Consider the following 24,798-nt stretch of genomic DNA (forward strand, 5'->3'; position numbering starts at 1 on the left):
CAACCGGATCTTTTTTTTGAGAGTTGGCTCGGATGGGCATTGAGAAGCTTCGTCACTTCTCAAGCACCAAGTATGCCTCTGCCCCGCTGGTCAATTGGAAACACTGGCAGGCGCAGTTCTCCTGGACCGAATCTGGAACCAACTTCAACATGTCCGTCGCAGAGCGGTAGATCAGATGCCAGTCGAGCACATACTTCATCGTCATGCGATTCGGATTCTCTGGAAGGAAGTTGCAGGCCATGATGCTTCCATCCTCGGCCAGTGCCCGATAGAAAAAGTCGATCAGGCTGCTGTTGACCTTATCAGGGAAGTAATCAAAGAGACCCATGCAATAGATGAAATCAAAGCCTCCTACCGGCATGCCTTGTAGAGCAACAGTCCCTTTTTTAGCTGCTCTCACCGCGTGTTTGATCACGCTTTGAACACTCTCATTACGATAAAAAATCTTGGTCGTTCGAGAATGATCAGACCGAGTCTTGTCCAGTCGCGCTTGAGCTTCAGCAAGGGTTGATTTATTGAAGTCGAGGAGATGGATTTCGGCATTGTCGCTCAGATCAGACTTTTCCAGGAACCGCTTTACCTCGGTCGCGGCCCCACATCCCAAGCTGAGAATTTTTACCACTCCATTCTTGCGAACTGCCCTGCGAGCTTCGGAGATGAGACGCTCTTGTAAAAGCTGGATTCTTTCTCGGTAGGCCTCACTGGCTGGCGTCGTGACAAACCAGCCGTTTACCAGTTTTCCATACATGCTCAGCCCCTGCCATGGGGTCTCAAGCATTTTGTCCAACATCCCATAGTCTCCCGCAAAGCCCAAAGGCTTCTCATAAACGCGATTCAAGAAAGGCGCACAAAGAATAAGAGGATGAATCTCGCGCTTCACAAGTAAGTGACAGGCATCGTCGATTCCCTCAGGTAGATTCGCCGCCACCGCCTCAAATCGAGCGAACTGCTGAGAAAGAAATGCCAACATCTCTGGAGCGATCTGAGTCAATCGGGCGCCTTCCCAGGTGCACCTTTGATCGGCAGCCACCTCGGGTGAGAACAATTGCTCGCCCGCCAAAAGATGTTTGAATTCTTCCAAACAAAAGCGGATTGAACTCACTACTTTCCGAAACTCGGCCGGAATCTTCTCCATCCGGTCGAGCTGCGCATAGAGAGTCTCGGAAGCTTCTGAAAGAATTCCCTGCGCCTTTTTCTGCCACTCCCCGGAGATTCCGTTGAAGGAAATTTCAGCGATTTGAGAGTCATCCGTTTTGATGACCTGCCGGATCACGCACTCAGGACACAACATCCGCTGCGTTTTGTGCGCGATTTCAAAAGCTCCCATCTTTTCGCCCTCCGCCAAAACAGCCTGAGGCTCCCGGAAAATAACCGTTAAAGATTGCGCCTTCACTCGAACGATCTCGCCAGAAAGAGGCTGCCCAGTCAAATCATGGCAAATTACTTGAAAGGCGTTGTCTATGGGACGGGAAAGATCCCGCAGCTCAGCGCCAAAGGTCTGAAAGAAGGGATGGACGAATTCCGCCGCCTCTACTGAAGGCGCCGCCTCTAGACCACGTTGGGGTTCCGGCTTGCGTGACTTCCTCCGAGACCCTCGTGCCGACATTTCCCCGGGCAATTCCGTCCACTTATCAAGCAGCTTTCTTAGCTCGGAGGCGGAGGATGGCGCTTTATTCATTGCGTCCAATCCGATATTCTTTTGCAGCTCCCCCTTATTAGACGTCCTCGCTCCCCGAGCCGCAAAGGCGATCACAGGTGAATTCTGGTATTGATTTCGAAGCCTCCCAACGAACTTCGGATCTAGTTCCTCGGCCGGTTTGCCAGCAATGACCACTAAATCAGGGACTTGATGGATACATTGAACCCGATCGTCCATAATCTGATCTGCTGTCACATAAACGGGGGAAAAATTGGTATCCCGGACAGCCGCAGTGAGATTTTCTGAGAAATTCTCAGGCAAGTCCGTGCCGACAATCAGAATCTTTGATACCGACCCGATACCAGTAGAAATCTCCTGACTCTCGAGCGCTTTGACCTCTTCGGGATTGGGCAATTTCATAATAGAAAGGGCGATTCCAAGATATGCGACCCAATATTTAAATAAATCTAAATAAAAAGCAATGCTTTTTAAAAGTTTTTCTTAGAATTCTTTTTGACATCGATAATAAAGTTTGATTTATTATAAATTTATATGAACTCCATAACTTTTGGGCCCATCTCTAGATTCTCCCTCTTGGTTTTGGTGGCTCTGCTTGGGGCCGCCGGTTTGGTGCAGGCCGATTTCAAGGCTCCCGATCCTTCTGCGGCTGCCATCGGGCGGTCTGGAGGCAACTTGGCCAATGTCAGCGATAGCTCGGCGGTGGCCATCAACCCAGCCAGGCTGACCGAGCTGACCCAGAATGAAGGGCAGTTTTCCGCCATCTTGGTGGACGCGCCCACCGAAATCCGACCTGAGGTCGGCTTCAAAACCGACTCGCGAAAGGACCTCAAGCCGCTTGGTTCCTTCTTCGTAGGCGGGCCCATTCCCGATTCGGACTTCGCTTGGGGTCTCGGCCTCTACATGCCCTATGGCATGTCCAGCATCGTTTCCGAGTTCAGCCACTTTCGCTATACCCAGGCCCATTCGACCAAACTGACGTATGTCAATTTGGCGCCCACCATCGCGGTTTCTTTAACCGACAAGTTTTCGGTGGGCGGTTCGCTGGACTTCGTCTACTCGGAGGTGGAATTTGAGCAGGCTTATCCCTGGGCCTTGGTAACCGGTTTTCCCGGCCTGCCCGATGGGGAGGCCACGCTGGAGGGGGATGATTGGACGCTCGGTGGGACGCTCGGGGCCAATTATGATTTGAGCGACCGGCAGCGACTCGCCTTCAAACTTCGTCTTCCGACCGATCTCGACTACTCGGGCAGCACCGAACTGACCGACATCCCTGCCTTGCTGCCGAATCCCACGGTGACCGAGTTTGGGGCCCAAATCCGTTATCCAATGGAGATCGGCTTGGGGTATGGGATCGATGTGACCGACAAGCTCAACGTCGGAATCGATATCCAATGGATTCAATTTTCACGACTGGAGACCATGAACATCAACGCCGGTGTGAACAGTCCTCTCTTGACGACGAGCGTTCCCTTCAATCTCAAGGATGCCTGGCATGCGGGCATCGGCGTGGCCTATGAATTTCTTGATGGATGGACGCTGCGGGGAGGTTATCGCTTCGAAGAAAGCCCCATCGAAGATCGCTTTCTGACGGTTTCCCTGCCCGGTTACGACCAACATATCGTGAGCGCGGGGCTGGGCTATCGTTGCGAAGCCTACTTCGTGGACCTTGCCTACTCCCACAGCTTCTACCCTACCCGCGAGGTGAGCAATAACGTGGTTCCAAGCGTCAACGGCGAATACGATTACCACTTCAATACCTTCGCCATGACGGTCGGCTTCTCTTTCTGATGACCTGGTTTTTTCCAAGTCGTGGGGTGGGTAGCTGACGGAGGAGGTGGGGGATTCCTGGCCCGCTTCCATGCCAAGAGAAAACGCCGCTCTTAGCAAGGGTCGGGGCTGCCTTTGTGAATAAATTCTTAAAATTATGATAATTATCTTGAGGTTGATTGCACACGAAGGTAAACTGTCGCGGTAGTCTCTTTCCTTTGTTCTCGAGATGAATGCCGCCGACCACCCAACGATTCTAATTATCGACGACGAGAAGTGCATCCGCGATGCCCTTCGCATGCTTCTTCGGAAAAATTTCGATGTGCATTGCGCCGAGGATGTTCCGAGTGGCCTGCTCGAGTTCACGGAGTGCCAGCCTGACTTGGTCATCATCGATTACTACATGCCCGGGGAAAACGGCATTCAAGGGATCACCCGTCTTCGTCAGAGTGATCCTCACGTTCCCATTCTCTTCCTGACCGGTTTTGCCGACGACGAAACCCTGGAACGGGCGACCGAGGCGGGGGCCACTGGCTTCATGCGCAAACCCTTCGACATCGCAGGCATGCACGGCACCATCCGCCAGTTCATCGGTCAAAAAGCCGCAGCCTAATACCAAGCTGGAGAATCTACTCGGCTCTTCCTTCCCCGCGCTTCAGCGCCTCTTCCCCACATCACCTTCCCTCCATTCTTCCAGTGAATTCTGGAGGTTGGTGTGAGAGCAAGCGATTGGCAGGTGAGTAGAAGAAAGCCCACTCCGGAGAGTGGGCCTTTTGCTCGGGCGGTGGTGACTTCTTGGTCGGGATCGGCGATCAATAACGGTAGTGCTCCGTTTTGAACGGACCTTCCGGAGAGACGCCAATGTAATCCGCCTGCGCTGGGCTGAGTTCAGTCAACTTGCAGCCGATCTTTTCGAGGTGGAGGCGGGCCACTTCTTCATCGAGGTGCTTGGGCAAGACTTTCACTGAAATCTCCCCGCTGTCCTTGGTCGCCCAAAGCTCTAGCTGGGCCAGGACCTGGTTGGTGAAGCTGTTCGACATGACGAAGCTGGGGTGGCCTGTGGCGCAGCCGAGATTCACCAGGCGACCCTCTGCCAGCAAAAAGATGCTGTTCCCGGCCTGGAAGGTGTATTTGTCGACCTGAGGTTTGATGTTGGTTTTGGTGACCCCATTGAGCGCTTCCAGCTTGTCGACTTGAATTTCATTGTCGAAGTGGCCAATGTTGCAAACGATGGCTTGGTCCTTCATTTTTTCCATGTGGTCGGCTCGGATGATGTCGAAGTTCCCGGTCGTGGTGACGTAAATGTCCCCCCAGCCGAGGGTGTCTTCGAGCGTGAGGACGCGGAAGCCCTCCATGGCGGCTTGGAGTGCGCAGATGGGATCGACCTCGGTCACCACCACTTGGGCTCCTTGGGCTCGGAGGGCCTGGGCGCAGCCCTTGCCGACATCACCATAACCGCAGACCACGCCCACCTTTCCGGAAATCATGACATCGGTGGCGCGCTTGATGCCGTCGACCAAGGACTCGCGACAGCCATACAGGTTATCGAATTTGGATTTGGTGACCGAGTCATTCACATTGATGGCGGGCACCAGCAGGCTGTCTTTTTTGAGCATCTCGTAGAGCCGATGGACTCCGGTGGTGGTTTCTTCGGAGACGCCTTTCCATTCGGGAACCACGCCATGCCAGCGCTGGGGGGTCTCCGCGTGGATTTCTTTCAGGAGGTCCTTGATGACGCCTTCTTCTTTGGATCCGGAGGGAGTCTCGACCCAGTCGGAGCCGTTTTCGAGCTCATAGCCTTTGTGGATGAGGAGCGTAGCATCTCCCCCATCGTCGACGATCAGTTGCGGCCCGCTCCCGTCCGGCCAGCGGAGCGCTTTGTTGGTGCACCACCAGTATTCCTCCAAGGTCTCTCCCTTCCAGGCAAAGACAGGAATGCCCCGGGCGGCAATGGCGGCCGCGGCATGATCCTGGGTCGAGAAGATGTTGCAAGAGCACCAGCGGACGTCGGCCCCGAGAGCGTCCAAGGTCTCGATGAGGACGGCGGTTTGGATGGTCATGTGGAGCGACCCCATGATGCGGACCCCTTGGAGAGGCTTGTCGGCGGCATACTTCTCGCGCGTGGCGATCAGCCCGGGCATCTCGCTCTCGGCGATTTCAATTTCTTTGCGACCAAAATCGGCAAGGCCGATGTCGCGGACTTTGTAGTCTTGGATGGCTTCGGTGGTGGTGGTCATGGTTTTGGAGAAGGGTTCAGATGGCTGGCTTCAGGGTTCAGGTTCTTCTTGGATGCGCCTCTGACGGTATTGAATCAAGGACTGGAGCATGGCGCTACTCTCTTTGGCCTTTTCGATGAGATGACTGGATTCGATTAAGCCGAGTCCCTTTGCTAGATAGAGCTGTGTTCGAAGCTCGGCGCTGGAGCCTTGGGCGATCTTTAGAAAGCGAAGCGTATCCGGACCGCTAGCGCGATCATAGCCTTCTGCGATGTTGCTAGGAATCGAAATCGCGCTGCGGTTCAGCTGATCTCGCAGCGCAAAGTCTCCTTCCCAAGACCGAGTGAGCTTCAAAATATCCAAGGCAAGTCGCGAACTCCGTTTCCAAACATCCAGATTCTCAAAGGACTCAAAGCTCATTTACCTGAACCCCGCACCCTGAAACCTCAAAAGGCATCCCTCAGCGCCTCCACCTTATCCTTCTTCTCCCAAGTCAAGGCCCCGAGATTGTCTTCCCGCCCGAAGTGACCGTAGTTGGTGGTGTGCTTGTAGATGGGGCGAAGGAGGTCGAGCTGCTCGATGATGTCGGCCGGCTTGAAGCTGAAAGTTTCTTTGACGGCTGCCTCGATTTTTTCCTCGCTCACTTGCGCGGTGCCAAAGGTGTCGATGCGAATGCTGACCGGGTGGGGGTGGCCGATGGCGTAGGCGACTTGGATTTCGCACTTTTCAGCCAAATCCGCTGCCACCACATTCTTAGCGACCCAGCGGCAAAAGTAGGCCGCTGACCGGTCCACTTTGGAAGGGTCTTTGCCAGAGAAGGCCCCACCTCCATGGCGTCCCATGCCGCCGTAGGTATCCACAATGATCTTCCGCCCGGTCAGCCCGCAGTCTCCCTCCGGTCCCCCAATCACGAAGAGTCCCGTGGGGTTGATGAGGATCTCTGTCTCCGGGGTCAAGAGCTCGCTCGGGATGACTTTGTCAATCAACCCGGCTTTCAGCTTCTCGCGAATCTCCGAAGTGGTGACCTCCTCGGTGTGCATGGTCGAGATCACCACGGCGGTCACCCGGACCGGCTGGCCGTCGACATACTCCATGCTGACCTGGGTCTTGGAGTCGGGCCGCAGCCAGGGGAAGGTGCCGTTTTTGCGCAATTCGGTCAGAGCCCGTCCCAACTGATGGGAATACAGGATGGGGGCCGGCATGAGCTCGGGGGTTTCCTTGCAGGCATAGCCGAACATGATGCCTTGGTCGCCCGCGCCTTGCTCATCCGTGGTCTTGTCCTCGGCTGCCTTGGCGTCCACCCCTTGGGCGATGTCGGGAGACTGTTGCCCAATCAGGTTCACGAAGAAAAAGTTGGAAGCGTCAAACTTGCAGTCGCCCGCCGTGTAGCCAATCGACTCCAAGGCGCTTTTGACCACCTCCCGGTAGTCAAAGACCGCTTGGGTGGTGATTTCACCGCCCAGCACCACCACATTGTCCTTCACCAGCGTCTCACAAGCCACCCGGCTGGCCGGGTCCTGCTCGAGGCAGGCGTCGAGAATGAAGTCGCTGACCGTGTCAGAGACTTTGTCCGGGTGACCTTCTGTCACGGACTCGGAGGAGAAAATGTAGGAATTGGACATGAGGAACTTTTGATATTAGAAAATCAAGATACGTTGATGCCTTGGTAGACTTATGTCGTCAACACTGAACTCCCTGAAACTGCTCTCGGATCCGACCCGCTTGCGCCTTTTCCTGCTTCTTTCAGAAGAGGCGCTCTCGGTGGCGGAGTTGCAGGCCATTCTGGCCATGGGGCAGAGCCGGATTTCGACCCAGCTGGGCTTGCTGCGGCGGGGTGGCTTGGTGCGCCTTCACAAGGACGGCAAACGCAGCTTGTATGAGCCCGTCCCTCCGCAGTCTGAGGCGGAAGCAGGTCTCCGGCGGATTTGCGAGGCAGCCGCCTTGGAACTCGAGGAGGCGGAGCCCGATCGGCGGGCCTTGGATCTGGTCCGGCAGCATCGGGCGGATGCTGCCCGGGACTACTTTGACCGGCTAGCGGGCAAGTTTGGCAAGGGCTACATCCCGGGGCGCTCTTGGAAGAGTCTCGCCGAGACGCTCTTGCAGCTTCTGGCGCCGCTTCGGATCGCCGACCTGGGGGCGGGCGAAGGGACTCTCTCGCAACTCATGGCGCAGAAGGCGACCGAGGTCATCGCGATCGACAACTCCGAGAAGATGGTGGCCTTTGGCAAGGAGACGGCGGCCAAGAATGGCTTCCAAAATCTGCGTTACCTTTTGGGCGATCTCGAGTCCACTCCCATCGAGGACGAAACGGTCGACCTCGCCCTCTTCAGCCAGGCCCTCCATCATGCCGCTCACCCCGGGGGCGCGGTCAAAGAGGCTTTTCGCATCGTCCGTCCTGGGGGGCGGGTGGTGATTCTCGATCTCTTGAAGCACAATTTTGAGGAGGCCCGGGAGCTGTATGCCGATCTCTGGCTGGGCTTTGCCGAGGTCGATCTCCATCGCTTTCTCTCGGACGCTGGCTTCGTCGACCTTCATCTGACCGTGGTGGATCGGGAGCCGGAGTACCCTCATTTCCAGACAGTGCTCGCCATCGGTCGCAAACCTGAATAGCGTTTGCCAGCCCGAGTCCCGCCCCGTAAAGGCTGGCATGACCAAATCGTCCAAACGCTTCCTCCTCGATCTCCTCTCCACGCCCAGCCCCACGGGCTTCGAGGTCGCCGGGCAGCGCAAGTGGGCGGAGTATGTCCGGGGCTTTGCGGACGCGGTCGAGAACGATGCCTACGGAACGGCCTGGGCCACGATCGAGAGCGCTGAGAGCAAGACCAAGAAGCCCATGCCGACCCTGATGCTGGAGGCACATGCCGACGAAATCGGCTACATCGTAAAGCACATCACCAAGGAGGGCTTTCTCCGAATCGACCGGGTGGGAGGAAGCGATGCGGCCACCGGTCGGGGGCGTCGCCTGACCTTTTTCGGGGATCAAGGGGAGGTGACCGGCCTCATCGGCAACACCGCCATCCACCTCCGCAAGGACAGCCTAGGCAAAGAAAACGCGCCCCAGATCAATGAGCTTTATGTCGACATTGGCGCCTCCAGTGCCGAGGAGGTGGCCGAGCGGGGGCTGCGGGTGGGGCACCCGGCTGTCTACCAAGACGGCCCGGAGTTTCTCGGCCAAGACCGACTGGTGGGGCGTGCGCTCGACAACCGCGTCGGCGGCTTCATCATTGCGGAAGTCACGCGGCGACTGGCCGCAGCCAAAAAGCGCCCCTCCTGCCGCACCTACGCGGTCAACGCGGTCCAAGAAGAAATCGGCGGCCTCGGCGCCAAGATGGTGACGCATCGACTCATGCCGGATCTCTGTGTCTGCCTCGATGTGACCCACGCCACCGACACTCCCGGGATCGACCACTCGAAGCACGGCGAAGTCAACCTCGGGGGAGGCCCCACCATCCAGCATGGCGCTTGCAACCACCCCGAAGTGGTCGAGCGACTCATGACCGTGGCCGAGAAAGAAGGCCTCACCCTCCAGCACGAATCAGCCGGACGGTATTCCGGGACGGACACCGACCAAATCTACCATGTGCAGCAAGGCGTCCCCAGCGCGCTCGTCTCCCTGCCGCTCCGCTACATGCACTCGGTGGTGGAGACGGCCCATCTCGGAGACATCGAGCAAGTCATTCAGCTCCTGACCGCCTTTGTGAAATCCCTTCGGCCCGGAGACCAGTTTGGCGTGCGTCTCTAATACCAACCTCCAGAATTCACTGGAAGAATGGAGGGGAGGTGTTGTGAGGAAGAGGCGCTGAAGCGCGGGGAAGGGAGAGCCGGTGGATTTCGAACCAGCCCTGCGTTGCTCCTCGGTAACGGTGCCTGCACCGCGCCCTCGTCGCGCCTTGGTCTGGCCCGAAATCCACTCGGCCATTCTACCCGCCAATTCTGCAGCTTGGTATAAGCTCGAGGCCCTCGTCTATTTCCGCTTCTTGGCGGCTTTTTTCTTGGCCGGTTTTTTGGGGGCCGTTTTCTTGGCCGTGGCCTTCTTTTTCGCCACTTTTTTGGCTTTTTTAGGCGCGGTCTTCTTCTTGGGAGCCGCCTTTTTGGGGGCGACCTTCTTTTTGACTGCTTTTTTGGCGACCTTCTTGGGCTTGGGCGGGGTCGCCTTCTTCTTGGTGGCCGCCAACTTTTTCTTCGGTGCCACCGTCTTGGGCGCCACTCCCTTCTTTTTGGCTAGGAGGGGCTTGGCCTTGGAGGGGGTGGCTGGTTTCTTTTTCTCTTTCGGCTTGGCTGCGACCGCTGAGGTCTTTTTGACGACGGGAGCGGGCTGAGGTTCGGGCTCGGGCTCCGGTTCAGGGCTCGGCTCGACGGCCTCGGGCTCGGGGGGAGCGGCGTCTTCCAAGTCTTCCTCCTCGTCGTCTTCGCCCAAATCCATCGGGGCGGCACCGGCCAGCATTTCCACCAAGGTCCCCAGGGCGCTTTCGCCAGCGGCCGTGTTGCTGGCGGCGACCTTCTTGGCCTTGTTGGCGCTCGGGCTGCGCACCAGATTGGTGGGCAGCTTGTCGACTGGCTTGGGACCCGGTTCCTCGCGTTTTTGGAGGGCTCGGCGAAGTTTTTTAAGGGCGATGTTTTGAAGCTGGCGAATGCGCTCCCGCGTCACGCCGAATTCCTGACCGACCTCTTCCAAGGTCTTTGGCTTTTGGCCGCTCAGGCCGAAGCGTGCGTCGATGATGCGCATTTCCCGCTCGTCCAGCACCTCCAAGAGGCCGTCCAGCTGGAGGTGCATGTTTTTGTGCGTCAGCACTTCGAGCGGCGTTTGGGCGCGCTCGTCGCCGATGATTTCTCCGAATTCGGTGCCGTCGTCATCGCTGATGGGAGCATCCAGCGAAGCCGGGCGGAGAGCGGCGCTTTTGAGGTGAGCCAGCTTGGCCCTTTCGATCCCGATTTCAGCCGCCAGTTCTTCATCGGTCGGTTCCCGGCCCAACTCCTCGGCCAGCACCATGGCCACCCGACGCATCTTGGCGATCTTGTCGACCATGTGCACCGGCAGACGGATCGTCTTCGATTGGTTCGCGAGTGCGCGCTTGATCGACTGCTTGATCCACCACGCGGCATAGGTCGAAAGCTTGCCCCCTTTTTCCGGGTCGAAGCGCTCGACCGCCTTCATGAGCCCAATGTTGCCCTCCGAAATCAAGTCGAGTAGCGGAAGGCCGTAGTTGGCGTAGTCCTGAGCGATCTTCACCACCAGCCTCAGGTTGGCCCGGATCATGTGATCCCGCGCTGCCTTGTCCCCATTCTTGATGCGCGCCGCCAACTGCACCTCCTCCTCGGGGGTGAGCAGGGGCGTTTTGCCAATCTCGCGTAAGTAGATCTTGATGCCGCCGTCCATAAAAACTAAGCCGTAGCCAGAGAAGTCTCCGGTATCCCTCTCAACTGATTACGCGTGTCGCCGACACGCCCGCAATTGCTCCCCCCCAAGGTCACGAGACGTTCGGTTGCCGGATCGACTTTTGGCCACTTCGCGAACGTTTCTCCGATTGACTGGTTGGAAAGGGGCCCCGTTCTCCATGTTTTTGCTTTGTTTTGCAAGCTTTTTCTTCCCAATTTGCCTGCCTCCTCTTTAGCGAGGCGTCGCCGCTCGCTCGGCTTGTCCGATCGGCTGGGAAATCCCAGGCGCTTTCACCTTGCGGAAAAGACGCCCCGCGCATTGGCTGGCGTACTCTTCTCATGGCTCAGCGACTCTTTTTGATCGACGGCATGGCGCTCGCCTACCGCTCCCACTTCGCCCTCATCAACAGCCCCATTCGGACCACCCAAGGAGTGAACACCTCCGCCGTCTTTGGCTTCGCCAATGTGCTCTTGGACCTCTTAGAGAAGGAATCTCCCACCCATCTGGCGGTCGTGTTCGACACCAGCGCCCCTACCTTTCGGCACCAGCAATTCAAGGAATACAAAGCCCAGCGGGAGGACATGCCGGAGGAGCTGGCCGAAGCGATCCCGCTCATCAAGCGCTTGGCAGAGGCCTTTGGCTTCCCCGTCCTGAGCCTGGATGGCTATGAAGCCGACGACCTCATCGGGACGCTCACTCGCATGGCCGACGAAGCAGGCGGTTTCAAGAGCTACATGGTCACTCCCGACAAGGACTTCTGCCAACTCGTCAGTCCCACCACCTACATGTGGAAACCCGGGCGGAAAGGGGGCCAGCACGAAGTGCTCGATCTGGCCCGCGTGCAGGCCGACTGGCAAGTCGAGGAACCCGATCAAGTGGTCGATGTGCTCGGGCTCATGGGGGACACCAGCGACAACATCCCCGGCGTGCCCGGCATCGGCCCCAAAACCGCCATGAAACTCATCAGCCAGTTTGGTCGCCTGGAAGTGCTCTTGCAACGCACGGCGGAACTCAAAGGCAAGCAAAAGGAACGCCTGGAAGAACACGCCGAACAAGCGCTTCTCTCCAAGCGCCTCGCCCGCATCCACCGAGAAGTGCCACTGGAAGTCACCCTAGACCAGCTCCTCATTCCCGAGCGCAAGCAAGACGCCCTCCAGTCGCTCTTCGTGGAGCTGGAATTCAACACCCTGGGCAAGCGACTTTTTGGCGACGCCTTCAAGGCCGGCCGAGGTTTTTCCGCGGCCGCAGAGAGCCAGGGGGAGCTTTTGGAGGCTTCCCTGAAAACGCTCGCGGACGTGCCCCACCATTACCGAGAGGTGTCCACCAAGCCGCAACGGACCGCCCTCCTGAAAACGCTCCAAAAACAGAGTGCTTTCTGCTTCGACACCGAGACCACTTCGCTCGACATCCGGGAGGCACGGCTCCTCGGCATCGCTTTCAGTTGGCAGAAGGGAGAAGGGCATTTTTTGGTGCTACCGGAGGAAAGCCAGGAGGCGGCTGAGGTGCTCCAAGAGTTGGCTCCGCTCTTCGCCAGCCAAGCGGAGAAGATCGGGCATCATCTCAAATATGACTTGGCCGTCCTACAAGAAGCGGGGTTGGCGGTCAACGGGCCCTTCTTTGATACCATGTTGGTGCACGCCTTGGTGGAGCCGGCGCAACGTCACACCATGGACTTCCTGGCCGAGTCCCTGCTCGGCTACACCCCCGTCTCCATCACCAGCCTGATCGGCGATAAGAAGGACCCCCAAGGACAGCTCGACATGGGGGAAGTGGTCGAAAAACGACGCCAGGAGTTAGTCGCTTACGCTTGCGAGGACGCCGATGTCACTTGGCAGCTAGCCGAAAAGCTCCGCCCCCGATTAAACGACTCGGGCCAAGCGGAAATTTACGCCACCATTGAAGCCCCCTTGCTGCCCGTGCTCGTCCGCATGGAGCGGGAAGGCATCCGCTTGGACCAGGCGGCGCTCGCCGAAATCCGGATCGAGTTAGGCGAGCGCATTGAGGAACTGCGCGCCTCGGTCATGGGCCACGCGGGAGAGGACTTCAATCTCAACTCGCCGAAACAACTGGGAGAAATCCTCTTCGAGAAACTGCAGCTCATCGAAAAGCCCAAAAAAACCAAGACCGGGCAATACGTCACCAATGAGCAAGTCCTCACCTCCCTGGCCGATCGCTTCCCCATCGTGGCCGAGGTGCTGGAGTATCGGGAAGCGAGCAAACTCAAAAGCACCTACGTCGATGCCCTCCCGGACTACATCGCCCGCAAGACCGGTCGCATTCACAGCGATTTCCAGCAATTGGTGGCCGCCACCGGGCGGCTGGCCTCCGCCAACCCCAATCTTCAAAACATCCCCGTCCGAAGCGCGCTGGGTCGCCGGGTCCGAAGGGCCTTTGTTCCTCGCGGCGAGGGCTTTGTCCTCTTCGCCGCTGATTACAGCCAAATCGAACTTCGCATCATGGCCGCTCTCAGCGGAGACGAAGCCATGCAAGAAGCCTTCGCTCAAGAAGCGGACATCCACACCGCGACCGCCGCCCGCGTCTATGGAGTGGACCAAGAGGGGGTCCTCCCGGAAATGCGGCGCGCGGCCAAGATGGTGAACTTCGGCATCATTTACGGCATTTCCGCCTTCGGTCTCAGCCAGCGACTCGGCATCCCCCGAGGCGAGGCCGCCTCCATCATCGAAGCCTACTTCAAGGAGTACGCGGGCGTGCAAGCCTTCATGGAGCGGGCGGTGCAGGAAGCGAGAGAACGGGGCTACGCCGAGACCCTGCTTGGTCGGCGAAGACTCTTGCCGGACTTGAAGTCCAAGAACGGCAATGTCCGCGGAGGGGCGGAGCGCATGGCCATCAACACTCCCATCCAGGGGAGCGCCGCCGACATGATCAAGCTGGCCATGATCGGAGTCGAGTCACTTTTAGCCGAAGATGGCTGGCGGAGCCGGATGCTCTTGCAGGTGCACGACGAGCTGGTTTTCGACCTGGCGGTGGAGGAGGCGGAGGCCTTGGTCCCGAAAATCCTGGAAGCCATGAAAACGGCTCTCCCCCTGGAAGGCGTGCCCATCGTGGTCGATTCCAACCAAGGCACCAACTGGCTCGAAGCCCACTGACCCAGCCCAGCCCCACACAGGCCAGAAGACAATCAAGCTTCGGCGCTCTCCTTGGCCTCGGCCTTCTTGTTCGGATCACTCAAATCGAGGCGAAAACGAACCCGCCCTTTCTTGGCGGCGGCCCGGGCCTTGCGACGACGTGCTTCGGTCGGTGTCTCAAAAGCCCTGCGCCGGCGCATCTCGTCCAAGATGCCCTCGCTCTCGAGCTTGCTCTTCAAGCGCTTGAGCGCGCGGTCCAGCGGTTCACCTTTCTTGACGTTGATTTCGGGCATGGGTTCTTCCGTTCCTTTGAGATGGGGGCGGGATCGTAGTGCGGCCGTCAGAATATGCAAGAGAAGGTTTTAAGCCGTGAGGACTCCTGCCCAAAAAGACTCCCACCCAGGCAGCCACCAGACTGCTGAAAGGATCAGCCCCCACCTGCTCACCCTTCCGCCAACTTCTGGGCCACCTCTTCCTGGGCGTCGATGATTTCCCGGCGGAGGTCGTGCTTGCGGGTCTTGAGCCACCAAGCCACCACGGGGCTGGCCACGAAGATCGAGGAATAAGTCCCCACCAGCACGCCGATCAAAATCGCGGCCGAGAAGCTCCGCAGCTCAGGGCCTCCGAAGAAGAGCAGCACCGCCACCGTGATGATGGTGGTGCCCGAAGTCAGCAAGGTCCGGCTGAGCGTGGCATTGATCGCGATGTTCATGATCTCCTTCACATCGCCCTTTTTCAGGAGGAGCGTCTCACGAATGCGGTCGAAGACCACGATCGTGTCATTGATGGAGTAGCCGGCGATCGCGAGGAAGGCCCCCACCATAATGAGATTGATCTCAAAGCCCAAGGCCACCAAACCAATGCCGATCAAAAGATCATGGAAGAGAGCGGCAATGGCGCCGATCGCGAAAGCAAACTCAAAGCGGAAGCTCACGTAGAGCAGAATGCCGACCAGCCCTATACCGAGCGCAATGAGGGACTCCACCATCATTTGCTGCCCGAGAGCCGGGCCCACATTCTCCTCCTGCATATCGTCCTCAATGCCCGGAAAGGCGATCGCGAGGGCAGCGAGAATGGCCCCCTTGTCCCCAGCCGCGGCCCGCACCGTGATGAAGCGCTCATTGGCAGTCTTTTGCTCTTGGACCGCTGGCTCCCGCTGGAGGTCAACGCCGCGGAGGGTGTCTTTGACTTCGCTCACCGTGGCCACCTCTTCGCCCGCCAAGAAGGTCAGGCGATCCCCCCCCGTGAAGTCGATTCCCAAGGCCCGATCCCCTTTCATCACCAAGGTGCTGACCGAGAGCACGATGAGCGCGCTCGAGACCACCAGGCGAAGTTTGTTCATCCCGAGGAAGTTGATGCCGAGCTGTTTCCACAGCCCCCCCACGGCCAACTTGGTGAGAAGCTTGGCGTCCAAGAGCCAACTGAAGCAGACCCGGGTGAAAATGAGCGAGCTGAAAAGCGAGGCCACGATGCCGACCGTCAAGGTGATGGCAAAACCCTTGATGCTCCCACTCCCCACGAAGAAAAGAATCACCGCGGTGATGAGCGTCGTGATGTTGGCGTCGAAGATGGCCGAGAAGGCCTTGTCGTAAGCAGAGCGAATGGCCGCCCCCAAGGATTTCCCGACCTTGAGCTCCTCCTTGAGTCGCTCAAAAATGAGGACGTTGGCATCGATGGCCATTCCAATCGTCAAAATGATGCCCGCGATTCCCGGAAGGGTGAAGCTGCTTTGGAACATCGCCATGATGCCAAACAAAATCACGATGTTCACCCCGAGACCGGCCAAAGCGATGACACCCGCCAAGCGATAAAAGATGATGACGAAGAGGAGCGTGGCACCGAGTCCGATGAGGCCGGCGGTCAACCCTTGTTCGATGGTGTCTTGGCCCAAACTAGCCGATACCGATCGCTCCCGTGCGATTCGCAGTCCATTCTCAAGGGGGTTTTCCAGGCTGTTGGCCAGTTGCTCCGCTTCGCTGCGGGAAAACTGCCCCGTGATTTCGGTGTTTCCATTGATGGCGGCGTTGATGCGGGGATAACTGACCACCTCGCCATCCACCATGATGGCCATGAGACGACCCACATTGTTTTTGGTCAGCTCGAAGAAGAGGCCGCGTCCCTCATTGTCGTAGCTCAGGCTGACACTCCAACCGACCGCCCCCTGCACGGCCCGGGCATCGGTTACATGTTTGCCTTCAAAAGAGATTTTCCGGCTGACCAAGATGAAATCGCTCGAGATCGGCTCGCCCTCCTCGTCGAACTCCGTCACCTCCTTCAGCTCGTAGCCGGGAGGGGTCACTCCCTGGGCCACCAAGCTCTGCGTGTCGTCGTGCACCATGCGGAAATCGAGCTTGGCCGCTTTCTGGAGAATCTGGCGGATCTCATCGCGCTGGGCTGCCTCGATCCCCGGCATCTGAACCAGCACTCCATCGCGGTCTTGCGGCACGATCAAGGCATCGGAAGTGCCGTAGAGATTCAAGCGCTCGGTGAGCACCCGGATGGCCTGCTCTTGAGCCGTGAGGGAGATTTCCTCGCCGGGGTTGGGCTGGAGTTTGAGGACAAATTCACTGCCCCCGGCCAGATCGATCCCGAGCTTGAGGTTCTTGTCCGGCGGGTAAATCGCGGCCAGGCAAAAGGCCGCCAGGAGAGCCGTCAGGACCGAGCCAATGATCTTGCGGCGGGCGCTCAGGTCAGTCGTGCAATACCAGAAAAAGAGAACCGCGATGGCAAGGGCGACGAGGAAAACGACGATTTGGTCGGTCATGAAAGTGGCGAAACGTGAGGGGGGCAAGAGGTAGCGGCAAATCGCCGACGTGCAAGCCTATCCCCCGAGGCAAGTTCGGGGAAAGAACTCACCCGCAGTCCGCCACCCCCAAATCCGAAAATCGAAAATCCTACTTCTTCTTCTCTCCCACCACTTCCGCCTCAGCCTCCACCGTCTCCTCTTCATTCCCCTTCCCCTTCTTGACCACCCGCGTGATGGAGGATTTCTCGAAGACGATCTTGGTGCCCTCGCAGACCTTGATGGCGGCAGTCGTTTTGCTCACTCCCATAACGATGCCGTGGATGCCCCCGGCCGTCACCACCTGGTCGCCCGTCTTCATAGCCGCCACCATGGCCTCGGTCTCCTTTTGCTTCTTTCTCTGCGGGCGGATGAGGATGAAATACATCGCCACGAAGATCAGGATGATCGGGAGAAAGCTCTGGAGCGGATTGGGGCCCGGAGGAGCGTCTTGAGCGAGGATCGTAAAAAGCTGGGTCATCTTGTGGATCGGGGTGAGCGCGGATCAGGCAGCGCGGTAGCGTTCGTGAAATTCCTTCCGAAAGTCGCCGAAGCGATTGTCGAGCACCGCCTGGCGAGCCCTTTCCGTCAGGGCGACATAGAAATGCAGATTGTGGAGGGAAAGCAACCGCAATCCGAGGATTTCCCCTGACTTGATCAAATGATGCAGGTAGGCGCGGCTGAATTCGCGACAACAAGGACAAGCGCAATCGGCCTGCACGGGCGTCTCGTCCAAGCGGTGCTTGGCATTCTTCAAGTTGAGCGGCCCGTCCGCGGTGAAGGCCGTGCCATGTCGGGCGTAGCGGGTCGGCAGCACGCAATCGAAAAGATCAATCCCCCGGGCGATCATTTCCACCATTTGCGGCGGGGTGCCCAAGCCCATGGCGTAGCGCGGGCGCGTCTTCGGAAGAAAGGGCACCGAATGCTCGACCGCCCGCATCATCTCCTCTTCCGGCTCGCCCACACTCACGCCCCCCACCGCGTAGCCATCGAAGTCCAGATCTACCAGCGAGCGGGCCGCCCGCTCCCGGAGATCGGCGTAAACCGAGCCCTGCACGATCCCAAACAGCCACTGCCTTCCCTCCCAGGGAAGATGGCTCCGGTGCGAGGCCGCATGCCACTCCCGACAGCGCCCCGCCCAGCGAGTGGTCAGCGCGAGACTCTCCTCCGCGTAACCGCGCTCGCAGGGGTAGGGCGGGCATTCGTCGAAGGCCATGGCAATGTCGGCCCCGAGCGTCGCTTGGATTTCCAGCGAAACCTCGGGACTGAGAAAGGTCTCCGCTCCATTGAGATGATTTTGAAAAGTGACTCCCGCCTCCTGAATCTGGCGAAGCTTAGCCAGCGAGAACACCTGGTAGCCACCGCTATCGGTCAGAATGGCCCGGTCCCAAGCCATGAAGCGATGCAGCCCCCCCATTCTCTGAATCACCTCCAGCCCGGGACGAAGAAATAAATGGTAGGTATTTCCCAAAAGGACGCGGGCCTCGACCTCCTCACGCAGTTCATGGGGGCTAACCGACTTGACGGTGCCTTGGGTGCCCACCGGCATGAAGCGCGGGGTGGGAATGAGACCGTGGGCCGTGGCCAATTCGCCTGCCCGAGCCAAAGAATCCGCGTCCTCGCGTAGAAGGGAAAACGCACTCACCCCGCGTAGGCCCAAGCCCCCCGCCTCGCCTGCCGCGCCTCTTCCGCCAGGCCTCTGAGATATTCCCGGTAGTCCTTCTCCGGCTCGAGGAACGGCGTGCTGTGCCCCTGGGCCGCGGGGCGAGCATACCCCCGCTCCACCAACATCTCACTGAGGTAACTCTCCCCCCCGTCCTCATTGCGAAAGAGCAGGTAGCAATAATACTGCACATCGCTCGCGAGCGACTCCCCTACCCGTTCCCATCGAGTCACCAAACGGAACTCGCGCGTTCGCAGCTGCTCGTGGACGAAAGCCTGCGCCTCCTGGCCCACCTCCAAGAGCTTCTCCACCGGGAGGCCGCCGAAGTAGCGCTGTTGGTCGCGCAAAATGGGATCGAACCCCGTGTAGGCACCCCCTTCCAAAGCCAGCAACTCCGGGATCTGGGGCCGCGGGCAATCCACGAAATAGAGTCGATACTCGTGGGTCTCCCGGTCGATGTGAAACCACAACAAATGGGCCGGAGTGGCAGCCGAGCGGTCCTCTAAAAACTCCGGATTGCGATCGTCAAAGAAATCGCCCAACACCTGCCGCAGATAAGTCACATTGCCCCCGGAAAGACGCGCCTCGCTCCCGAGCTTGTTCTGGTAAAACCAAGCCCCCCAAACCAGCAAAAGCAGACTGATCGGCAGAAATACTTTCAAACCCATAAGGCGACGTAGCGGGACCCCGCCCGTGGCAGCGAATAGCGCCTCGCTTCCCTCGCCGCAAGGGGAAAGAAACCCCTCGCCCAACCGGCCAGCCGCCGCTACCCAAAGCCCATGACAGAGATCCCTCCCGACACCAGCAGAGCCCGGGACTGGGAAGGCCGGTATCAAGAAGGCCACACCCCCTGGGACAAAGGAGCCGCCAGCCCTGGCCTACTCGATTTTCTGCGGACCCACCCCTGGCAGGGCCGCCGCGTGGTCGTCCCGGGCTGCGGGCTGGGGCACGACGTCCGCGCCCTGGCAGCGGCTGGCCTGGAAAGCGTCGGTCTCGACATCGCCCCCTCCGCCATCGCAGCGGCCCAGGCCGCACCGGCCGTGCCCTTGGCTAGCTTCCATCAAGCCGACCTCTTCCAGCTGCCAGCTCGCTGGCGAGGGGCCTTTGACTGCGTCTGGGAGCACACCTGTTTTTGTGCGATTTCACCCCTTCATCGCCAGGAATATGTCGCGGCCATCGCCTCCCTCCTGCGCCCCGGCGGAACCTTCCTGGCCGTCTTCTTCCTCGATCCCGAAACCCAGTCCGGCCCACCCTTTGGCACCACCAAAGAAGAACTCCACCGCCGCTTCGACCGCTCCTTCGAGGTCGAGCAAGAATGGCAACCCGAAAACGCCTACCCCGGCCGGGTGGGCCGCGAATGGATGTGGCGAGCCCGCCTTCGCTAAAAACCCGCCCTAGCAAGCCGCTAGATCAAGCCGGAAAGCGGCCCCACGCCTCTCTTCCTCGCACCCGAAACCCGAAACCTGAAACCGGAAACCAATCGCCTGCCCTCAATCCTTCCGCCACCAATCGCCCTCTTTCTCCCACGGTTCCCTCTCCTCGGCCGCACCTCCACCCGCAGGCAGACGGGGCGGACGGCGCTCTTCCTCCGCCAAATCCTCGAGCCCTTGAAGAGTGGGATGCGGCTGGCGATGCCGACGGAAGAGGTGCAGGGCCACGAGCGACACGCCAATCGTGATGACGGCCACCGTCGCCAACAAAACCAAGGCCATGGCATCGGTGGCCTCCTGATAATTTTGCATCCCGATCTTGTTCTCCCCCGCGGAAATTCCCGGCACAGCCGAAGGACCGATCCCGGCGAAGAAGCAAAAAAGGAGGGACGACATGGAGACCACAGTTACGGCAAGGGAGTGGAACGCAGTTGACAGCCAGCGTCAAATGAATACCCTCCCTGCCGCTGTCCTCTCGGGCAGGGAAAACGCCGAACTGCCATCGAATTATGAAACGCACCTTCCAGCCCTCCAAGCGAGTCCGCAAGCGCCAACACGGCTTCCGGGCCCGCATGAGTTCCAAGGCCGGGCGGGACATTCTTCGCAACCGTCGTCGCCGTGGTCGTAAGCGCCTCATTCCCAAGGGGGCGGAGATCCACTACAAACGCCACGCAGGCAGCTAGTCCCGGCCCTCCTCACTCTGGACCTCCCAGAGATGTTCGCGAATGCGCCTGCCTCGAAACCGCCGCATGAGCGGCCGCGGGGAATTCCTGCTCACCCGCGCCGAAGGCAGCTCTCGCAAGACCCGCCGCCTCATTCTGAGCGTCCACCGGGATCCCGCCTTGAGCAGCCTGCGTGTGGCCTTCATCACGCCCAAACACCTCGGCCAAGCAGTCCTGCGCAACCAACTTCGCCGTCGCCTCCGCCACATCCTGCAAACCTCCGGCCTCGACCCGGCGGCTCCCCTGCGCATCGTGACCATCGCTCGTCATCCGGCCAGGGACGCCCCCTTCGCTCAACTGCAAAAAGACTGGCTCTACCTGGCTCGCAAACTGGAGCTCCCCCTCCTCGCTCGCCCTTGAAACATCGCTGCCCATGAATCGCCTGCTCCAGCTTTTCATCCGCGGCTACCAGCGTTTTGGCTCGCCCATTTTGCACGCATTGGCCGGCCCTCTTTGCGGCTGTCGCTACTCGCCCACCTGCTCACAGTATTTCCTTGATGCCTTGAAAATTCATGGAAGCCTTCGAGGCCTCGCGCTGGGGCTTTGGCGGCTCTTGCGCTGCCAGCCGTGGGGGGGCAGTGGAATGGACCCGGTCCCGCCCCGCCGCCCGGCCTCTCGCGCCTTCCTCGACACCCTCTCCTCCTAAGAACGCCTCATAATGGATCGCAAAGCCTGGATCGTCATTATCATCTGCGCCGTCCTCTTCTTCGTGAACATGTGGGACGTCAGTCGCAAACAACAGGAGCGCGAGGCCTGGGAACGCGAAAATCGACCCCCTCCCGCCGAACAGGATCCCACCACCATCGCGGAAGAAGCCCCCGGCGAAGAGGCCCCGGACGGCTCACTCGTGCAGCCAACTCGCCCTCCCACCCCGGAACGCCCCGCAGAGGAATTGGCCACCCTCAGCACCGACGAAGCCAAGTTCATCTTCACCACTCACGGCGGAGGCATCAAGGCGGTCGAAATCCTCAATGATGAAACCACCTCCGAGGGCGAATTCGGCCCCGTCACCCTCAATCGCTTCGGCAACCACCCCATCGGCGCCCTCACCCGCGGCGTGGGCAAAGTGGACGACACCCCCTTCACCCTCCTCAGCCAGACCAATGACGAAGTTGTCTTCCAAGGAACGACCCGAGACGGCCTCGCCATCACCAAAACCTACCAACTCACGCAGGGGGACCTCGAAGGCGATCTCTACCGCGTCGACCTCCACCTCCGCCTCGCCTCCCCCCAAGGCGTCTTCTCCTCCGAAAGCCTCGGCCTCTACGCCGGCAGCCTCGGGCCCCTCCAGGAAAGCGAATGGGAAAACCAGACAGGCTTCGCCATTCGCGCGGATGGCGATAGCGAATACAAGGACGTCAACTACTTCAAAAAAGGCTGGTTCCGCGCCGCCCGCGAGAGCTACAACCAATCCTTTGAAAAAGTCGCTTGGGCCGGGGTCACCAACCAATTCTACGCCACCCTTCTCCACCTCCCGGAAGCCAAGGACGCCACCGTCTGGGCCATCCGCTACGCCGCGCAGATTCCTGGGAGCGACAAAGAAAAATACCGCGCCGCCCTCTCCCTATCCTTACCGGCCGTCAGCCTGAATCCCGAAACCCCAGCGCAGGAATTCACCTTCGAAATCTTCGCCGGACCCAAGAAATATCCCATGCTCACCAAAATGGAGGGAGAGTGGTCTGAAATCATGCTCTATGGCGAGCTGCCCGTGGTCGGCTGGCTGGCCTCGCCCTTCAGCAAGCTCCTCAACCGGGGAATGAATGGCATCGAAGGCTTCTTCCGCTCGGTGCCCGGCTCCTTCGGGATCGCCATCGTCCTCGTGACCCTCCTGATTCGGATCGTCCTCTGGCCCCTCCATCACCGTTCCCAGCGGACCATGAAGCGGATGGCCAAGCTCGGGCCCATCATGAAAGAGCTGCGGGAAAAGTATCAGGACGATGCCAAAAAGCTCAACGAAGAGACCATGAAGCTCTACCGGGACTACGGAGTCAATCCCCTGGGCGGCTGCCTCCCCATGCTCCTGCAAATGCCCATCTTCTTCGGCTTCTACCGCATGCTCATGAACGCGGTCGAACTTCGCCATGAAGCCTTTCTCTGGGTGGGGGATCTCTCGCAGCCGGACACCATTTTCCAAGTGCTCGGTTTCCCCGTGAATGTCCTGCCCCTCCTCATGGGGGCCACCATGATCTGGCAGATGAAAGTCACCCCCCAGGCGGGCGACCCCACCCAGCAGAAAATCATGATGTTCATGCCACTGATTTTTCTCGTCGTCTGCTACGGTTTCGCCTCCGCCCTCGCGCTTTATTGGACCACCCAAAACATCTTCAGCGTGGGCCAGACCTACCTCACACGAAACCTGCCCGAGCCCGAGCTGAAAAAGAAGCCCCCTCAGAAAAAGCGCTCTCTCCCGCAGCCGCCCTCCCCCTGCCAAAATCCAAATCAGAAGCCCAAAAAGAAAAAAAAGCGGCCCCCACGCACCGGCGGCTAAAAATTTTTGCGCAAGTCGCGCCCTCTCACTGGAAATTTCTCCAGCCTAAGCCATCATCCCCTTCATGGCGGATTATGTGGCAAGCGCACGGGACATTCTCCGGGAAACCCTGGATCGGCTCGGCTTCGGCGAGCTGGAGATTCAGGAGGAGAACGCCTTTGGCCAGCCAGCCCTCCAAGTGACTGGGAAGGGGGCCGAAGCCCTGGTCGGCCCGGAGGGAGACCGCCTGGATGACCTCCAATACTTGGTCAACCGCCTCCTCTCAGAGCGCTTGCCCGACTCCCCCAAAATCCGGGTCGACGCCGCACGGCACCGGACCCAGCAAGACGAAGCGCTCCTGGCCGGGGTGAAAGAAGCCGTCGAACAAGTCCGCGCCAGCGGCAAGCCGGTCCAGCTTCCCCCCATGAATTCCTACCATCGCCGGATCGTCCACAACGCCCTCTTGAAAGACAAAACCATCCTCACCTGGAGCCCGCCCGAAAAGCAGCGCATGAAGCAAATCACTCTCATGCCGGCGCGCAAAAAGTAGCCGCGCCCTTCCACCGACTTCCCGCTTGCGCCCTCATCAAAGCGTGCTAAGCACTCCATCCCCTCCGGCCAACGGGTCGGGAGAACGTTTTTTCGAGGATTTATGAGCGACGACACCTTTGCGGAAAACCCCATCCCCACGCCCGCCTTCAGCGGGAACTTTTTCCGCTCCTCCATGAAGGCCAACCTGGTGCAGGATGCCTCGAAAATCGTGGAAGACCCCCGGGTGCTCATCAACATGGTCTCCAAACGAGTCCGCCAGTTGAACGCCGGCAGCCCGGCGCTCGTGCGCCAAGAAATCGGCATGGGGCATTCCGACGTCGCCCTCATGGAAATCATCGAAGGCAAAATCGTGCTCGATGACGAAGCGGCCGAGGCCTGAAGCCATCCGGCCCCTGCCGGTCCTTGCGAGACCGTAGGACACCCCAGCCATGAGCAAAAAGCGAGGCGGAGAGAGCGACATCGCCGTCAATCGCAAGGCCCGTCGGGATTACCACATCCTCGACTCGCTCGAGGCAGGCATCGAATTGCGCGGGACCGAGGTCAAATCCATCCGCGCAGGCAAGGTCAACCTGGGCGACGCCTTTGCCCGCGTCGAGAAAAAGGGCGTATTCCTCCACGGCATGGACATCCAGCCCTATGAAAATGCCGGGATCGAACAACACGCCGCCAAACGCCCTCGCCAGCTCCTCCTCCACAAAAAGGAAATCCTCCGCCTCGCCCAAGCGGAGCAACAGAAAGGTCAAACCCTCATCGCCCTCCGGGCCTACTGGAAAAACCAATTCGTGAAAATTGAAATCGGTCTCGGCAAGGGCAAGAACCACGGGGACAAGCGCCAAGACCTGAAGGCCAAGACCGAAAAACGAGAAGCCGATCGCGAAGCCGCCCGCTTCAACCGATAATTTCCTCGAAGCCCGAACCCCGAAACCTCTCCCCTTATACCAAGCTGCAGAATTGGCTGGTAGAATGGCCGAGTGGATTTCGGGCCAGACCAAGGCGCGACGAGGGCGCGGTGCAGGCACCGTAACCGAGGAGCAACGCAGGGCTGGCTCGAAAGACTCCGGCTCTCCCTTCCCCGC

Annotated in this window: 23 protein-coding genes and 1 pseudogene; 13 read left to right on the forward strand and 11 right to left on the reverse strand. The window is 59.3% G+C overall.

Going from position 1 to position 24,798, the window contains the following annotated elements:
- Positions 1–52: 52 nt before the first annotated feature.
- Positions 53–2,059 carry a class I SAM-dependent methyltransferase gene (locus tag AAF555_08290; GenBank protein ID MEM6911571.1) on the reverse strand — a complete coding sequence of 669 codons (2,007 nt, stop codon included), beginning with the start codon at positions 2,057–2,059 and terminating at the stop codon, positions 53–55.
- A gap of 132 nt (positions 2,060–2,191) precedes the next feature.
- On the opposite strand from AAF555_08290, the gene AAF555_08295 reads away from it, so the two are divergent.
- Complete coding sequence (locus tag AAF555_08295) at positions 2,192–3,448, forward strand: outer membrane protein transport protein (GenBank protein MEM6911572.1); 1,257 nt, start codon at positions 2,192–2,194, stop codon at positions 3,446–3,448.
- 208 nt (positions 3,449–3,656) lie between these two features.
- Positions 3,657–4,040 carry a response regulator transcription factor gene (locus tag AAF555_08300; GenBank protein ID MEM6911573.1) on the forward strand — a complete coding sequence of 128 codons (384 nt, stop codon included), beginning with the start codon at positions 3,657–3,659 and terminating at the stop codon, positions 4,038–4,040.
- A 199-nt stretch (positions 4,041–4,239) separates the two neighbouring features.
- Here AAF555_08300 and ahcY read toward each other — a convergent pair whose 3' ends face one another.
- From ahcY to metK, 3 genes are read right to left on the reverse strand one after another with little or no spacing between them, the layout of a single operon-like run.
- The gene (gene ahcY / locus AAF555_08305; protein MEM6911574.1) at positions 4,240–5,664 is read right to left on the reverse strand and encodes an adenosylhomocysteinase; all 1,425 of its coding nucleotides are present in this window, start codon (positions 5,662–5,664) and stop codon (positions 4,240–4,242) included.
- A gap of 30 nt (positions 5,665–5,694) precedes the next feature.
- Positions 5,695–6,063, reverse strand: a complete 369-nt coding sequence (locus AAF555_08310) for a four helix bundle protein (protein ID MEM6911575.1) — start codon at positions 6,061–6,063, stop codon at positions 5,695–5,697.
- A gap of 26 nt (positions 6,064–6,089) precedes the next feature.
- On the reverse strand, positions 6,090–7,265 hold the full coding sequence (gene metK / locus AAF555_08315; GenBank protein MEM6911576.1) for a methionine adenosyltransferase: 1,176 nt from the start codon (positions 7,263–7,265) through the stop codon (positions 6,090–6,092).
- Positions 7,266–7,317: 52 nt separating this feature from the next.
- On the opposite strand from metK, the gene AAF555_08320 reads away from it, so the two are divergent.
- Together AAF555_08320 and AAF555_08325 are read left to right on the forward strand one after the other, a co-directional pair.
- Positions 7,318–8,253, forward strand: a complete 936-nt coding sequence (locus AAF555_08320; GenBank protein ID MEM6911577.1) for a metalloregulator ArsR/SmtB family transcription factor — start codon at positions 7,318–7,320, stop codon at positions 8,251–8,253.
- 37 nt (positions 8,254–8,290) lie between these two features.
- Positions 8,291–9,385 (forward strand): M42 family metallopeptidase, encoded by a 1,095-nt coding sequence (locus AAF555_08325; GenBank protein ID MEM6911578.1) that lies wholly within the window; start codon positions 8,291–8,293, stop codon positions 9,383–9,385.
- Positions 9,386–9,607: 222 nt separating this feature from the next.
- On the opposite strand, the gene AAF555_08330 is transcribed toward AAF555_08325, so the two are convergent.
- Positions 9,608–11,020 carry an RNA polymerase sigma factor RpoD/SigA gene (locus AAF555_08330; protein MEM6911579.1) on the reverse strand — a complete coding sequence of 471 codons (1,413 nt, stop codon included), beginning with the start codon at positions 11,018–11,020 and terminating at the stop codon, positions 9,608–9,610.
- Between the two features lie 338 nt (positions 11,021–11,358).
- Here AAF555_08330 and polA point away from each other — a divergent pair, with 338 nt between their 5' ends.
- A complete protein-coding gene (gene polA, locus AAF555_08335; GenBank protein MEM6911580.1) occupies positions 11,359–14,127 on the forward strand; it encodes a DNA polymerase I in 2,769 nt (922 codons plus the stop codon).
- A gap of 32 nt (positions 14,128–14,159) precedes the next feature.
- Here the strand turns inward: polA and rpsU are convergent, their stop codons facing one another.
- The 5 genes from rpsU to AAF555_08360 all read right to left on the reverse strand — a co-directional run bounded on the left by rpsU (position 14,160) and on the right by AAF555_08360 (position 19,219).
- Complete coding sequence (rpsU, locus tag AAF555_08340) at positions 14,160–14,399, reverse strand: 30S ribosomal protein S21 (GenBank protein ID MEM6911581.1); 240 nt, start codon at positions 14,397–14,399, stop codon at positions 14,160–14,162.
- Positions 14,400–14,548: 149 nt separating this feature from the next.
- Positions 14,549–16,870 carry a protein translocase subunit SecD gene (secD, locus tag AAF555_08345; protein ID MEM6911582.1) on the reverse strand — a complete coding sequence of 774 codons (2,322 nt, stop codon included), beginning with the start codon at positions 16,868–16,870 and terminating at the stop codon, positions 14,549–14,551.
- A 130-nt stretch (positions 16,871–17,000) separates the two neighbouring features.
- Positions 17,001–17,369, reverse strand: coding sequence for a preprotein translocase subunit YajC (gene yajC, locus AAF555_08350; GenBank protein MEM6911583.1), 369 nt, complete (start codon positions 17,367–17,369; stop codon positions 17,001–17,003).
- A 24-nt stretch (positions 17,370–17,393) separates the two neighbouring features.
- Entirely contained in the window at positions 17,394–18,533 is a 1,140-nt protein-coding gene (tgt, locus tag AAF555_08355) for a tRNA guanosine(34) transglycosylase Tgt (protein MEM6911584.1), read from the reverse strand.
- Positions 18,530–19,219: a hypothetical protein gene (locus AAF555_08360; GenBank protein MEM6911585.1), complete on the reverse strand. Its 690-nt coding sequence runs from the start codon at positions 19,217–19,219 to the stop codon at positions 18,530–18,532. The genes tgt and AAF555_08360 overlap by 4 nt, the downstream gene beginning before the upstream one ends.
- Positions 19,220–19,330: 111 nt before the next feature.
- Between AAF555_08360 and AAF555_08365 the strand changes: the two genes are divergently transcribed.
- Entirely contained in the window at positions 19,331–19,936 is a 606-nt protein-coding gene (locus AAF555_08365) for a methyltransferase (protein ID MEM6911586.1), read from the forward strand.
- A 105-nt stretch (positions 19,937–20,041) separates the two neighbouring features.
- Here the strand turns inward: AAF555_08365 and AAF555_08370 are convergent, their stop codons facing one another.
- Entirely contained in the window at positions 20,042–20,377 is a 336-nt protein-coding gene (locus AAF555_08370) for a hypothetical protein (protein MEM6911587.1), read from the reverse strand.
- 113 nt (positions 20,378–20,490) lie between these two features.
- Between AAF555_08370 and rpmH the strand changes: the two are divergent.
- From rpmH to smpB, 7 genes and pseudogenes are all read left to right on the forward strand, one after another.
- A pseudogene (gene rpmH / locus AAF555_08375) lies at positions 20,491–20,616 on the forward strand (50S ribosomal protein L34).
- 90 nt (positions 20,617–20,706) lie between these two features.
- The gene (locus AAF555_08380; GenBank protein ID MEM6911588.1) at positions 20,707–21,063 is read left to right on the forward strand and encodes a ribonuclease P protein component; all 357 of its coding nucleotides are present in this window, start codon (positions 20,707–20,709) and stop codon (positions 21,061–21,063) included.
- A gap of 13 nt (positions 21,064–21,076) precedes the next feature.
- Complete coding sequence (gene yidD / locus AAF555_08385; protein MEM6911589.1) at positions 21,077–21,349, forward strand: membrane protein insertion efficiency factor YidD; 273 nt, start codon at positions 21,077–21,079, stop codon at positions 21,347–21,349.
- A gap of 12 nt (positions 21,350–21,361) precedes the next feature.
- Positions 21,362–23,191, forward strand: coding sequence for a membrane protein insertase YidC (gene yidC, locus AAF555_08390; protein ID MEM6911590.1), 1,830 nt, complete (start codon positions 21,362–21,364; stop codon positions 23,189–23,191).
- Between the two features lie 64 nt (positions 23,192–23,255).
- Entirely contained in the window at positions 23,256–23,720 is a 465-nt protein-coding gene (locus AAF555_08395) for a R3H domain-containing nucleic acid-binding protein (GenBank protein MEM6911591.1), read from the forward strand.
- A 102-nt stretch (positions 23,721–23,822) separates the two neighbouring features.
- Positions 23,823–24,101 (forward strand): DNA-directed RNA polymerase subunit omega, encoded by a 279-nt coding sequence (locus AAF555_08400; GenBank protein ID MEM6911592.1) that lies wholly within the window; start codon positions 23,823–23,825, stop codon positions 24,099–24,101.
- Positions 24,102–24,150: 49 nt separating this feature from the next.
- Entirely contained in the window at positions 24,151–24,621 is a 471-nt protein-coding gene (smpB, locus tag AAF555_08405) for an SsrA-binding protein SmpB (protein MEM6911593.1), read from the forward strand.
- Positions 24,622–24,798 lie beyond the last annotated feature (177 nt).

It is taken from the genome of Verrucomicrobiota bacterium (assembly GCA_039027815.1).
Taxonomy (GTDB): Bacteria; Verrucomicrobiota; Verrucomicrobiia; order Verrucomicrobiales; family JBCCJK01; genus JBCCJK01.